The sequence below is a fragment of the Levilactobacillus fujinensis genome (assembly GCF_003946335.1).
Lineage (GTDB): Bacteria > Bacillota > Bacilli > Lactobacillales > Lactobacillaceae > Levilactobacillus > Levilactobacillus fujinensis.
On sequence record NZ_RHNX01000033.1, the window covers coordinates 1 to 13,063 of the forward strand.

The 13,063-nt window shown below is 47.0% G+C and carries 12 protein-coding genes; 10 read left to right on the top strand and 2 right to left on the bottom strand.

Annotated elements, in window-relative coordinates:
* Positions 1-128: 128 nt before the first annotated feature.
* Positions 129-2,786, bottom strand: coding sequence for a YfhO family protein (locus EKM89_RS10950; RefSeq protein ID WP_125688493.1), 2,658 nt, complete (start codon positions 2,784-2,786; stop codon positions 129-131).
* Between the two features lie 618 nt (positions 2,787-3,404).
* On the opposite strand from EKM89_RS10950, the gene EKM89_RS10955 reads away from it, so the two are divergent.
* From EKM89_RS10955 to EKM89_RS10985, 7 genes are all read left to right on the top strand, one after another.
* Positions 3,405-5,471, top strand: a complete 2,067-nt coding sequence (locus tag EKM89_RS10955; protein WP_125688495.1) for a peptidoglycan D,D-transpeptidase FtsI family protein — start codon at positions 3,405-3,407, stop codon at positions 5,469-5,471.
* Positions 5,472-5,628: 157 nt separating this feature from the next.
* Positions 5,629-5,778 (top strand): 50S ribosomal protein L33, encoded by a 150-nt coding sequence (rpmG, locus tag EKM89_RS10960; RefSeq protein ID WP_011667723.1) that lies wholly within the window; start codon positions 5,629-5,631, stop codon positions 5,776-5,778.
* Between the two features lie 279 nt (positions 5,779-6,057).
* Positions 6,058-6,606, top strand: a complete 549-nt coding sequence (locus tag EKM89_RS10965) for a 5-formyltetrahydrofolate cyclo-ligase (RefSeq protein ID WP_125688497.1) — start codon at positions 6,058-6,060, stop codon at positions 6,604-6,606.
* Between the two features lie 20 nt (positions 6,607-6,626).
* On the top strand, positions 6,627-7,307 hold the full coding sequence (locus EKM89_RS10970) for a rhomboid family intramembrane serine protease (protein ID WP_125688499.1): 681 nt from the start codon (positions 6,627-6,629) through the stop codon (positions 7,305-7,307).
* A 43-nt stretch (positions 7,308-7,350) separates the two neighbouring features.
* Positions 7,351-7,581: a YqgQ family protein gene (locus EKM89_RS10975; protein WP_125688501.1), complete on the top strand. Its 231-nt coding sequence runs from the start codon at positions 7,351-7,353 to the stop codon at positions 7,579-7,581.
* A 4-nt stretch (positions 7,582-7,585) separates the two neighbouring features.
* Positions 7,586-8,557 carry an ROK family glucokinase gene (locus EKM89_RS10980; RefSeq protein WP_125688503.1) on the top strand — a complete coding sequence of 324 codons (972 nt, stop codon included), beginning with the start codon at positions 7,586-7,588 and terminating at the stop codon, positions 8,555-8,557.
* Positions 8,558-8,583: 26 nt separating this feature from the next.
* Positions 8,584-8,997, top strand: a complete 414-nt coding sequence (locus EKM89_RS10985) for a rhodanese-like domain-containing protein (RefSeq protein WP_225421870.1) — start codon at positions 8,584-8,586, stop codon at positions 8,995-8,997.
* 214 nt (positions 8,998-9,211) lie between these two features.
* Here the strand turns inward: EKM89_RS10985 and EKM89_RS10990 are convergent, their stop codons facing one another.
* Positions 9,212-9,388 carry a DUF3042 family protein gene (locus EKM89_RS10990; RefSeq protein WP_125688505.1) on the bottom strand — a complete coding sequence of 59 codons (177 nt, stop codon included), beginning with the start codon at positions 9,386-9,388 and terminating at the stop codon, positions 9,212-9,214.
* A gap of 1,148 nt (positions 9,389-10,536) precedes the next feature.
* Here EKM89_RS10990 and EKM89_RS10995 point away from each other — a divergent pair.
* From EKM89_RS10995 to EKM89_RS11005, 3 genes are all read left to right on the top strand, one after another.
* The gene (locus tag EKM89_RS10995) at positions 10,537-11,304 is read left to right on the top strand and encodes a glycerophosphodiester phosphodiesterase (RefSeq protein ID WP_125688507.1); all 768 of its coding nucleotides are present in this window, start codon (positions 10,537-10,539) and stop codon (positions 11,302-11,304) included.
* Complete coding sequence (gene miaA, locus EKM89_RS11000) at positions 11,289-12,206, top strand: tRNA (adenosine(37)-N6)-dimethylallyltransferase MiaA (protein WP_125688509.1); 918 nt, start codon at positions 11,289-11,291, stop codon at positions 12,204-12,206. Before EKM89_RS10995 ends, miaA begins: the two co-directional genes overlap by 16 nt.
* A gap of 435 nt (positions 12,207-12,641) precedes the next feature.
* Positions 12,642-13,028: a MerR family transcriptional regulator gene (locus EKM89_RS11005; RefSeq protein WP_125688511.1), complete on the top strand. Its 387-nt coding sequence runs from the start codon at positions 12,642-12,644 to the stop codon at positions 13,026-13,028.
* The last annotated feature ends 35 nt before the right edge of the window (positions 13,029-13,063 follow it).

Genomic DNA, 13,063 nt, shown 5'->3' on the forward strand with positions numbered 1-13,063 from the left:
TGGGGCAGTGTGCCCCTTTTATTATACAGAAAATGGCGTCGACAGATTTCTCTATCAACACCAAATATCATAGAACCTTTCTTTTACGCGCTCAAAACTTGTGCGACTGAATTATGACGTTAAGGACATCACACTTTAAAAGTATCATTTTGGTCTGAACGACGCTTTCTAAACAACCACCAACCGGCAACTAGCACAATGAGGGTCCCACCGCTGATAAGTAGTCCAGCGTTTAGGAATGGTGGCCAGTAGGATAGGGTCACCGTGTTCTTTCCCTTAGGAAGTTTGATAGCGGTGAACATATTCAACGTCTTATAGGTCTTGACGGGCTGACCGTTGACCGTTGCGTGCCATCCCTTGGAGTAGGGGATCGAGGTGTTCAGAACTTGATTTCGCTGATTCGTGGTAATCGTCCCGCTGAAATAACGACTGGAATGCTTCGTCAGGTGCCAAGGCTGCGTTTGCAGTTGCTTGACCGCCCGTTGGAAGGTCGCCGTGTTCAGACGGTATAGCGTGAAATTCTCGAGCCATAGCGACCCTTTTTTCAGTTGAATTGTTAGCTTCTGGGTTTTGCCCTTGGCATGATCAGCAACACTCACCAGAATCGTATTGCGGTAAGTCTTGTATTGATCCAGTTGCTTGCCATTCAGAATAAAGGTGGCATTATCTGGATTGACCGTGGAGCCAAAGGTCAGATAGTAGGCGTCGTTACTCGTTGGTTTAAATGTTAAGGTAATCTTAGCGGGTTTGAGCAGGTTCTTCTTCTGCAGCATCGCCCCGGTAATTTTGGTTTGCTGGCCAATGTTTTGGAAGTCGACCTGATTAAAGTTCTCCGCGGTGTAAAGGTGTTGATCGCTTGCATTACCAGTTAGTGCTGCCAACCAGTTGGCCTGATATTGTGCTGGATCGGCCGTTTTGTTCTTTAAGGTTAAAATTTGTGAGCTAGCGGCATATCCCATTGGGAGCGCGTACGGATTATGGTAGGTTGTTGCCCAGTGATCTTGGCTGATGACACGATAATCGGCGAGATCAGCCTTGTTGGTCGACGCGGGTAAAATGCTGGTGCCACCCAAAGCGCCAGAAAGTTGCTTTTGCTGGAAGTAATACTTCATGTTCAGTAGCGAGTCGGTGACCAAGGTGCCGTTACTGTATTCTACGAAACCGTCACCATCAGGATCTCCAATGTTGCCAAAGAAAGCTGGCGTGGTTTTTGTCAAAACGGAGGAGAAGACGCCCCCACCGTTGTATCCGGTTTGAAAGGCATCGCCCTTAGTCCGTAAGAAGGTCTTGCCAATGCGGTAGGCGCCGGTATCCTTCTTTTGGACGCGGTTGACCAACCGTTGCAACTCATTGGTGTAATTCCCATATTCGCCCTGTGAGACGTAACTGATGTTATTCAGTGAAATAAAGGCGTTCGCACTGACTTCGGTTACCCCAATGACGAAGAAAGTCAGTGGGTAGATCCAGTGATGGTGAATCGGGAGCGTTGTCAGGGCCAAGGCAAAGATAATGAATAATAGCCCTAGTAACACCTGATTCCAGGAAAGAAACGCAAACTTTTTCAGATTGAGGACCACGTAGGCACTGCCAGCCGCGACCAGTAGCGTGACGATGGCAATTGCTAGCCAACCGGGCTGAAAGTCATTGGTCAACGTCTGAGCGGCCAACCAAATCAGCCAAAAGCTGACGATAAATGAGAACCGGTATGGATACCAGACCGGAAACTGGCCAGCGTGCCATAGTAGATCCAACGGTTGCACGCATAAGGACAGTGCGAGAAAGAGAGTGACGATGCCAGCCGTGAGCCGACTTCTGAGTCGAATGCGGCGGTCACTGAAGAAAAATAGACTTCCCAACAGGGCAATAGCGCCAATAAATAAGTTGGCCGTCCCATCGGGCATCTGATCAAAGTTAAAGGCCCCCATAAAGAATTTTGCAATCATCTTGGGTGGGAAGAACTCGAACTTCCATTTAAAAGAGGTCACGGTGTATTGTGCCTTACTCTGCGAGAGTGACCACCAGGTTGGCAGGAGGACAAACGCCGCGAGCAGGCCACTGACGACTGAGGTCCAAGCGAAACGGTAGGTTTGACCCCAGAAATGACGCCAGGTAGTGAACTTGTCAATGGCTAACCAGATAAAGGCAAGAATCATAAAAAGACAGATCATGTAAGCCATGTAGTAGTTCACAACTAACATGAGAGTCAACCAAATGACATAGGTCCGCCACTTGCCGGTCTGCATCAGCAGGTAGAGTCCATAGAAAATCAAGGGTAAGAGGTAGGCAGCATCCAACCACATCACGTTTAACTGGTTGGCGATCGACCAGCCCATCAAAGCATAGGCTGTAGCAAAAGTAATGGCTTTCAGTCCGGTCTGCTTGGTAGTTTTATCTAATAACCAAGCAAAGGTCAGACCGGAGAGCCCATATTTGAACACAGTCAGCAGGAAAACACCGGTCGTGAGTGATGTTCCTGGGCACAACAGCAGAATCCAGTTAAGGGGACTTAACAAATAATAGGACCAGGTCCCCAGCATTTCGCCCCCTAAGCCATTGGCAAAGGAATAGAAGATGCTGCTAGGATCGTGCAGGAGTGCCCGTCTGAGGTAGGCAAAGAAGTCAATGTACTGTTGACCCAAATCGACGGTTAGCAGGCTGCTAGAGCCAAATGGGGCCATCTGACGGTAGATAAAGTAGATTGTCATCAGGATAAAGGGCGTTAGGAAAGCCCCAAGTAGGGTAAATTGACGTTGAGTCAAAGACCAGCGCCGTTTTCGTGCTTGCAAATAAAGCCACCTCAATCTTAAAAATAGTTGTGAGTCAAAAAGTCATTCCGTAACTGGGCGACGTAGCGGGGCTATTCGCCTTGCCGACCACCAAACATTGGGTGAACCGATGCGCCTGAGCTCATATCTAGTGACGTCTCAGCTAATCATTAGTGAGGTTCATGACAGAGTTGCAGGAGTGTCATGAACGAGTTAGGATAGTCCAATTTCACCATTGAATGTGGCAAAGGTCAATGTAAATCAGAGAGATCAGGGATAGCATCAATCTTGGAAATAACATTTGCTGATGGCTTCTAAGACTTGAATGGCTCACGGCAGATGAAATCTCTGGCAGTCGTCGTGCGACTATTTTATACTAGCCTATATCTTCCAATATATTGTTTGTCTTCATAAGTGTAATATACTAAAAGAAAACGTCACTTAATTAGCTTGAAAAGTTTAGATTTTGTAAAGAGCCCGACTAGTGACTAAACGGTCGCCCGGGTTATGCTAGAATGACTAGTGTTATTTTGTCTAGGCTTCTAGAATAGCATAAAATCATTAAATTTCGTTAGTGGGATAGTGACTAGCGACGAAGTTTGGTAAAATAGGTGCAGTACAATAAGGAGCAGAGCTGTTGTGAAGAATTTTTATAATCGCGTTAGTAACCGGAATCAACGGTCTAGTGGCGGCCCCACGAAGTCACAGATCCCGTTTCGGTTAAACTTTCTTTTCATTATTGTTGCCCTGTTATTTGCGGCGCTGATTGGTCAGTTGGCGTATTTGCAGGTGATGTACGGGACACAATTTAAGGCGGAGGTCAATTCGACCGATACCACGATTGAAACCACCAACGTTCAACGGGGGATGGTTTACGACTCCAGTGGTAAGGTCCTGGTTGGGAATAAAGCCCATCAAGCCATCTCCTACACCAAGGGGGTCAACGTCTTATCGACGAGTATGTACGATATTGCGAACAAGTTGGGCCGCTACTTAACAGTTTCGACCAGCTCCCTGACACCCCGACAGTCCATTGACTACTATTTGACCGATCAAAATCGGTTAAAAGCAGTTGAAGGAAAATTGTCTGGGACGAAGGGGATGTCGACCACCCAGTTGTACAACAAGGCGTTGAGTTATTTACAGAATGATTCATCATTTAAATTAACGAAGACGCAGCAGAACGCGGCCGCTATTTTTGCGAAAATGAGCGGGGCCTATGCACTGTCGACCACGTATATCAAGGACTCGGGCGTCTCAAGTACGGAAATTGCTCAAATTGGTGAGCATTTGTCCGAAATGCCAGGGATTCAAGTGGGAACGAGTTGGTCACGGGATTATCCCAACGGGTCGTCGATCAGATCAATCATTGGAACCGTTTCGTCCGAAAAGACGGGGTTGCCAAGTGATCGGGTCAACGAGCTGCTCGCACAAGGGTATTCTCGCAATGACAGCGTGGGCCAGTCTTACTTGGAACAAGAATACGAGTCCGTTTTGCGAGGAACTAAGGCCGAAAAGCAGGTCGAAGTTGCTGGGAATAACACGGTGACTAAGGAAGTTAAGAAGTATGGGGGTCAGAAGGGGGATAACCTGCAACTGACCATCAATTCTAAGTTCCAAAGTCAACTGCAATCACTGGTTCATTCTGCGGAGTCTGGTGCGGGTGGTTACTCAACCGGAACGTACGCAATCGTCATGAATCCCAATACCGGTGGTGTTATCGGTATGGCTGGGGTCGATCGTGATCCGTCTACGGGTAAAATCACGACGAACGCACTGGGTGCCATGAACAGCGATATTGTTATGGGATCTGTTGTCAAAGGTGCCATGGTTTCTGGTGCACTGATGGATGGTGTGATCACGCCATCGAACAACACGTTGACTGATAAAGTCATCAATGTTGGTGGCGTCAAGAAATCTTCCTGGTTCAACCATAGTGGGAGTGCGAACATCACGGTCAACGCATCGACAGCGCTAGAAGTTTCTTCTAACTCTTATATGATGCAGTTAGCCATGAAGGAAGCCAACTTTAATTACGTTGCAGGATCTGCTTTGACCATGAATACTAGTATTTTTGCCAAGGAACGGGGTTACTTTAACCAATTTGGGTTAGGGGTCTCCACAGGGATTGACCTCCCCGGTGAAAGTACTGGTTTGAAGGGGTCAAGTAGTTATGCTCACATTGGGAATGCTTTGGATTTGGCCTTTGGAAACTATGATGCGTACACCGTTCTGCAGGTCGGACAATACATGTCGACCATTGCCAACGGTGGGACTCGGATCGCACCACACGTAGTTGATTCTATTCGCGGTACCACATCAACCGGTAAATTGGGGGCTGTTAAGTCGACTGTGACCCCAAAGGTTCTGAACCGAATCGACATGACCACTGCTGAAAAACAACTGGTTACGGAAGGGTTGTACGACGTGGTTCATGGGTCCAACACCTATAAGACCGGTGGGAGTTTATCTTCAATTTCACCAGGTATTTCGGCCAAGACTGGGACAGCGCAAACTTACTATAAGGGTCACGAGACCGTTACGCTGAGTTTGGCATCTTATGCCCCAGAAAAGAATCCACAAGTGGTTGTGGCTTTGGCAATGCCTAACTTAGGTGTTAACGCCGAAGATAACAACATGCAATTGGCCAAAAAAATCTATGCAGCTTACTGGAAGACGGTTCAGTCTAAAACGACAGTTGGATAGGGATAAAGCTTAGTGGCAAAAGGTTTCTGACAGCTGTTAAGTATTTTTCCTTAACATATTTGGGATTATGACTGGTAATTGCACCGGATTAATGGTAATATATTACGAGTTAAGGGCTCTAGCCTGTAATTCTGAACAAGTTGGGAGGTTACCCACAATGCGTGTACACATCACTTTAGAATGTACAGAATGCCACGAACGCAATTACTTATCCAGCAAGAACCGGCGTAATAACCCGGACCGGGTTGAATTTAAGAAATATTGCCCACGTGACCGGAAAGTAACTTTGCATCGTGAAACTAAGTAAGGTACGGGCGAGAGTCCGCACCTTTTTTTGTAGTTAAAAGTTGAAGGGCAAAAAGTGTTTTTTGGGATGTTGATTGGTGTTTGATTTGGTAACACTGTTAGTTGTGAAAATAGATAGCTATTCGCCTTACTGGCCTATATGGGGTTGTGGGGGAACTGTTCGCATCACGTTTGATTTTATAGGTGGCGATTTTTCGGCCTATACGTGTATGTTGTGTACAGTTACAGTGGGTCCAGGTAAAGAAGTAAGAGAATGAGAATTGATTAGGGAGGCGTCATCGTGGCAACTAAGAAGGAATTGCGGCAACAGACGATTCAGGCACTCAAAACGATGTCCGCAGAGCAACGACTAGCCGCCAGTGCTCAGTTATACCAGCAGTTATGGGCGTTGCCAGAATGGCAATCAGCTAGCAAGATTGCGACTACTATCAGTAGTGGATTTGAATTAGCAACGCAGCCGATCATCGACCGGGCACATGTGGAGGGGAAACTTGTTGCGGTTCCACAAACGCTGCCTCATCGGCAAATGGCTTTTCATGTGGTGGACGACCATACAAACTTCGAACGTAGCAAATTTGGCTTGTTGGAACCCATTGATGGCGAAATCATTGCGCCAGACCAATTTGAATTGATCGTTGTTCCCGGTCTCATTTTTGCGACTGCTGGTGAACGATTAGGTTTCGGCGGTGGGTACTATGATCGTTATTTACCAAAAACGACCGGATTCAAGGTTTCACTGGCGTTGCCCGCTCAGCAGGCGAGTCAACCTAGTTGGACCGTTGAATCATTTGATGTTAGATTAGATGCGGTTTTAGCCGCACAGTTATAGAATAGAAAGGAAGCCTCGCGGTGACGCAACTTAAGTATCGACTTAGCCGACTCAACCAGTATCCATTCATGACGGTCGGCCTGATTGTCATCATGGTACTGGTGTACGGCGCCATGACCTTAGCTGGTGGAAGCACCAACGTCAACGTTTTGATTACGTTTGGTGCTAAGGTCAACGTCTTGATTCAGCAGGGAGAGTGGTGGCGATTATTCACCCCAATTTTCTTGCACATTGGCTTCACACATATCTTAATGAACATGATTACACTGTACTTTGTGGGAATTCAGATTGAAGCGGCGTTTGGTCATACCCGATTTTTGACGATGTTTCTAATTGCTGGTATTGGGGGAAACGTGGCAAGTTTCTGCTTCTCAGATAGTCTGTCGGCGGGTGCTAGTACCGCAATTTTTGGCCTATTTGGGGCATTCTTGATGCTTGGCGAGTCCTTCTGGCAAAATCCAGTTATTCGTCAAATCGCGCGAACTTTTATGGCCTTTATCATCATGAATTTAGCGTTTGACATCTTCACACCGGGGATTGACATGGCCGGTCACTTGGGTGGCCTGATCGTGGGCTTTTTGGTAGCGTATACAGTCGGTGTTCCTCGAATTGGTAAGGTTAGCGTAATCAAGAGAATTGTAGCGACGATTGTTCTAATCGTTGGATTGGTCTGGTTGTATTTACATGGGATGGCCCAGTAGTCAACGAAAATGACTCGTGCAATTTCACGGAGGTTGTGGCACAATGAAAACGTTATATGATGTTCAGCAGCTACTTAAAAAGTTCGGTATTTATGTGTACGTGGGCAAGCGGCTTTGGGACATTGAGGTCATGGCACTAGAACTAGACCACTTGCGAAAAGCGCGGGTGGTGGATGACCATACTTTTGTGCAGGCCAAGGTGGTTCTAACACATGAACACCGATTAGAAGAACAACGAGCAAGAGATAAGCACCAATCTATTGGAGGGATTTAGAGTTATGGCACGGAATTTAATTGGAATCGATTTAGGTGGTACCACAACGAAAATGGCTTTCCTTTCTGTTTCTGGGGAAATCCTGACGAAGTGGAACATTCCCACCGATATCTCTGATGAGGGCAGTCATATTGTCCCAAACATTATTGAGTCGATTAACCAACACATTACGAATTCAGAATTTAGTAAAGATGATTTTCTCGGTATCGGAATGGGGACTCCAGGTTCCGTAGACATTGAAAATGGAACGGTCATTGGTGCATTTAATTTGAACTGGAAGAAGCGCCAACAAGTCCGTGACCAGATTCAGGCCGGTGTTGGGTTACAATTTATCTTGGACAATGATGCTAACGTGGCTTCCCTGGGTGAATACTGGAAGGGTGCCGGTGAAAAGGATGCCGACGTGGTCTTCGTTACGTTAGGTACTGGTGTCGGTGGTGGAGTCATTGCTGGCGGACACCTTTTGCACGGCATCAATGGTGGCGCTGGTGAGTTGGGTCACGTGACCGTGCAACCAAACGGCTACTTGTGTACTTGTGGCAAGCGTGGTTGTCTCGAACAATACGCTTCTGCTACTGGTGTCGTTCACGTTGCCGCTGATATGTCTAAAGATTTTATGGGCACATCTCGTTTAAAGGAAATGGAAGATAACCAAGAAAGCGTCACGTCTAAGATGATCTTCTATTTGGCTGATAATGGGGACATTTTAGCTAACCAAGTGGTTGACCGCGTCACCTTTTACTTAGGATTGGCTTTGGCCAACGTTGCGAACATTTTGAATCCGGCCAACATCATTATTGGTGGTGGGGTTTCTAATGCCGGCAATACGTTGTTACAGCCAACGACGCGTTATTTCCAAGAAAATGCCTTCCCAGCCGTTCGTGATTCAACGAAACTCCGGTTGGCACAATTAGGTAACGATGCAGGTGTGATTGGGGCCGCTTCATTGGCATTGCGGTTCCAAAAGAGTAACTAGTAAAAGCCAGGAAGGACGATTTAGTTTTGGTAATTGGTGCAATCTCTGGGATGACGATCTATACCATCATCCTGATCATTTTGTTAGTCGCATGGGGTGGCTGGGAATTAGCTACAGTAATCCGACGTAATCGCGTCGCTACCCTTATCGACGAGGACACGTTTCAGGCGGGTCTCCGTAAGGCACAAGTTGTGGACTTACGGGAGAAGAAAGATTTTGATGCGGGTCACATTTTAGGGGCCCGGAATATTCCTTTCTCAACGTTTAAAGCTTATCATCAAGAAATTCGTGCGGATCTGCCAGTCTACCTGTATGATCAGGGGAAAACACTGAGCACCCGTGCTGCCTTGTTGCTAGGTAAAGAAGACTACGACCAAATTTTTATCTTAAAGACAGGTTACTCACGTTGGCAAGGTAAGACGAAAAAGACGAAGTATTAAATTGAAAAGCGTGCGACTGAAGTGACTAGCGAGTGAGCATAAAGGCTGACAATCGCGTAATCCTAGCTTGAAATCAATTACGTATTCGGGGTAAGCGAGACCGATTACCTCTGGTCACATGCTTTGGCAATGTAAGGGCAGGGCATTTATGGTCCCGCAAAAAAAGAGCGTCACGGATTTTTTCCGCGACGCTCTTTTTGAATTTCAATGAAAGTTAACCATTGTGAGCGGAATGGCTCTTCCGGTTCGCACGTTTCCGGTTTTCTTCGAAGCGTGATTCTTGGTCTTCGATTGGCTGAACGACCTTTTTTCTAAATGAAAAGACTGCCCCGGCAACGGCACTAGCAGTTGCGACGACACCAAACAAAAATCCCTTTGTGAAATGTTTCATAGCTCTCGACTCCCATCATTTAAGAATTTAATTATCCGCTTCCATTATGCTGGTTTTACTGTCAAATTGCCAGTGATTTACGGAGATTCGCATTGGGGGGTGTGAAGAATGGTTGGGTCTAAAACGACCGTATTCCGGGTGTCAAAAGTGGGAACATCTCAGCCGATTAAAACATCATTTGTATGGCCGAATTTGTTGTGATACATGTTGAAATCCGTACGTGTCTTGTGGATGACATTCAGCGTCTAACAGCTAGCCACCAAATAAGCTCTGAAATTACCCAATCGTAGCATTAATCTCACTGCTGAAACGTAGTTCGTTGCGAAAGACGAAGTTAATAACTGAAGGTTGAAAGCTAAAACGTTTAGGTTATTTTTGTGACAGTAGGAATTATCACCGCTAAATTAGTGATACGGGTCGCACTCCGGCTGCCAGGGATTCCGCTTGCTGTGGGGAACGCCTTCAGCCAAAGAACGGGCTTCCGGCTCGCCTGAAAGCCGCCAAAATCAGGCGTCTCCCAGGTCGTCCCACGATGTAAGCCGGAAAAGGCGACTAACATCGTCGACACGCCTAGCTGCATCCTTGGCCGCCTCCGGCTCAGATTGTACACGTCCATTTTAACCACTGGATCCCAGGTGGTTGTCAGGGTTTAAGCATAAAATAATAACGTTTCTGTGGGCATAATCCGCGTTGCCTTAAACCAACTACGGTAGCCGAGAGATCGGCAGATATGGGCTCAGGTGCGTCGTTCTACTTAGTCGGCAGGTGGGTTTCCTGCTGGCTTAGTAGAAAACCAAGCTTGTAGACTCGGTACTTTCGAGGCTTCAAGTTGTGTTCGCACCGTTTCCAGCCCATATCTGCCGGCCGGTAAGGCGATGGATGGACAACGTTGCCTAATTTTAGACCCAGTATTGTTGTGACAACAGTTATAATGTGTGTTTTGGGACTTTCTTTAGGCTAATAATAGGATCGCTGGTGGCTAAGCTGGTTCCAATAGAGAGCTATGACTTTATTCTAACCTTCGATTCGCTATAAAGTTGTTTACGTTTTGTGGTAATCTTATTCATAAAGGATTCAAGAACAATAGTCGGGACGTCAATTACTCACAAATGAATTCATGGATAATTGAACAAAGAGGAGTTGAGGACATGTTTACCAAACAACCGACACAAATTATTGCGCATCGAGGAAGCAAGGGGACCCGTCCTGAGAATACGTTACTAGCGTTTCAGGCGGCATTAGATGCTGGAGCTGACGGAATCGAAACCGATGTTCAGCTGTCAGCAGACCAGCAGCTGGTGATTATGCACGATGAGCGGGTCGACCGGACCACTAATGGCGAGGGCTTTATTAAAGATTTAACGTTGGTACAATTAAAGGGTTTAGATGCCGGGAGTCGTTTCAGTCCAGATTATGCGGGCATCCAGATTCCGACACTGGATGAGGTGATTCAACTCTTGATTGCGGATAACTTCACGGGTGTTTTTAACCTAGAACTTAAAACGAATAAAATTCACTATCCGGGAATTGAACAACGCTTGGCAGCTTATTTTGAGCGGCAACCGGTGCCGTTCCGGCTGGTTTTCTCTAGCTTTCGAGCCAAGTCTATTCTGACATTACGTACTCTGTATCCACAGGCGGAGTATGCGAAACTTTTTAAAACAGCTGGACGCCAGGCGAAACTCATGCAGCGTCGGCATCAGGTTGGGGGCTTGCATCCGGATATTCACTGGGTGAAGGCCCATCGTTTCTGGTTACCGCACGCGCAGTTGCGGCCGTGGACGGTCAACAGTGAAGCTGACATGACATATTGTTTACGGCACCATTTTGCGGGACTGATCACGGACTATCCGGCCCGGGCTGTGGCCTTGCGAGCAAAAATTCAGGGAGGGGTGCCATCTTGGAAAAAGTCTTAGCTATTGTGGGACCGACTGCAGTGGGTAAAACAGCGCTCGCTATCGATCTAGCACAGAAGTTTAACGGCGAAATTATCTCGGGGGACTCCATGCAGGTTTATCGTCATTTGGATATTGGGACGGCCAAGGCGACCCCAGCCGAACAGGCACAAGCTACGCATCATTTGATCGACGTCTGTGACGTGACGCAGCAGTTTACAGTGGCTGAGTTCGTGGCGGCGGCACAGACGTTGATTCCGGAGATTCGGCGACGGGGACATTTACCTATCATTGCTGGAGGGACAGGCTTCTATCTACAAGCGCTTTTCGATGGCTTGAAATTAGGGGCAGAAGCTCCTGGGGATGCCGATGTTCGGGCACAACTTCGGGCGGTAGCGCAAGAAAAAGGGCCACAATACTTGTGGCAAGAGCTAAACGATCGTGATCCGCAAGCCGCTACTAAGATTCCACAAACCAATGTGCGACGGACGGTACGGGCGCTAGAAGTTATTCAGATCACCGGACAGCTATTTTCACATCAGGATAATAGCGGCCCTCAGTATGACGAGTGTTACGTGGCCCTGAATACCGATCGTTCCTTGCTCTACCAGCGAATCAATCAGCGGGTCGACTTGATGATCAAGGAGGGACTGGTGGATGAGGTAAAGTGGCTAGCTGAGCGAGGGGGGGCCGTGCTACCACCCGCCACGGGCATTGGTTACCGCGAACTACTCCCAGCCTTGAACCAACCAGCTCAATTGCCAGCCGCCATCGACCAAATCAAGCAAGACTCACGGCACTATGCTAAACGTCAACTGACTTGGTTTCGCAATCAAACAACGGCAACTTGGTACGATTTGGTTCGGCACCCTGAGCAACGTACGCAAATTGAGCAGCACGTGACGGAATGGTTGAAGAAATAGTGACGGTGTTAATTCGATTTGCTAACTAGTGAGACAAATTAAAATAAGATAGCATGCCTTGGAATCCTGGATAGATCAGGACGTCAAGGCTTTTTCTGTGGGAAAGAGTAGTGCATCTGGATTTATCGGTTAACCTTGCAAACCGATGCGGATAATATAGTGTGAGTGATTTTTAGGATATATGACCCGTGTGGCTTAAAAGCAGTCATGTAACTTAGTAGCTTACAGACTAAAACATCCCTAAAACAGGCGTGATTTCTAGTAGCCGGAGTGTGTACATCCTAATTAGTTTGTTTTCGGTCGGTGTACTTAGTTCTTACAATTAATTAAAGAATTAAACATTTTGGGTATTCATGTCATAAAACATAACATGAAACCTTGACTCCGATTTTCAGCGTGGTATGATGGCATCAGAGTTAAAGGGGGCCGGTAGTGATGAAGGAAAAGGAGTTACGGCGTTCATTGGCGGTTTTGCCAATGGGAACTGTTATGAAATTAACGAGCTTAACGGCGCGTCAAATTCGTTACTATGAGGCTCAGAACTTGGTTTCTCCCGAACGGAGCGACGGCAATCGACGATTATATTCGCTAAATGACGTTGACCGGTTGTTAGAAATCAAGGATTACTTGGCCGACGGAGTCAATGTTGCGGGGATCAAGGCAATTTATGATCAACAACAACGGGCCGCGCAGGCAAAACAAGCGGCTGAAAAGCAACCGCTGACCGATGAAGATGTTCGTCGTATTTTACAAGACGAGTTCATTCGGCAGAGTGGGTTCAGTCAACCAGCGTCAGGGCTACACCAGCAACGACCTCTTTAAACCGTGGTATTAGACGAGAAAAAAACTGACAGGGA

What these genes read in the sequence shown, in the direction of transcription:
- EKM89_RS11005 (WP_125688511.1), top strand. Translation starts at nt 12,642, where the DNA reads ATGAAGGAAAAGGAGTTACGGCGTTCATTGGCGGTTTTGCCAATGGGA.
- EKM89_RS10995 (WP_125688507.1), top strand. Translation starts at nt 10,537, where the DNA reads ATGTTTACCAAACAACCGACACAAATTATTGCGCATCGAGGAAGCAAG.
- rpmG (WP_011667723.1), top strand. Translation starts at nt 5,629, where the DNA reads ATGCGTGTACACATCACTTTAGAATGTACAGAATGCCACGAACGCAAT.
- EKM89_RS10975 (WP_125688501.1), top strand. Translation starts at nt 7,351, where the DNA reads ATGAAAACGTTATATGATGTTCAGCAGCTACTTAAAAAGTTCGGTATT.
- EKM89_RS10980 (WP_125688503.1), top strand. Translation starts at nt 7,586, where the DNA reads ATGGCACGGAATTTAATTGGAATCGATTTAGGTGGTACCACAACGAAA.
- EKM89_RS10990 (WP_125688505.1), bottom strand. Translation starts at nt 9,388, where the DNA reads ATGAAACATTTCACAAAGGGATTTTTGTTTGGTGTCGTCGCAACTGCT.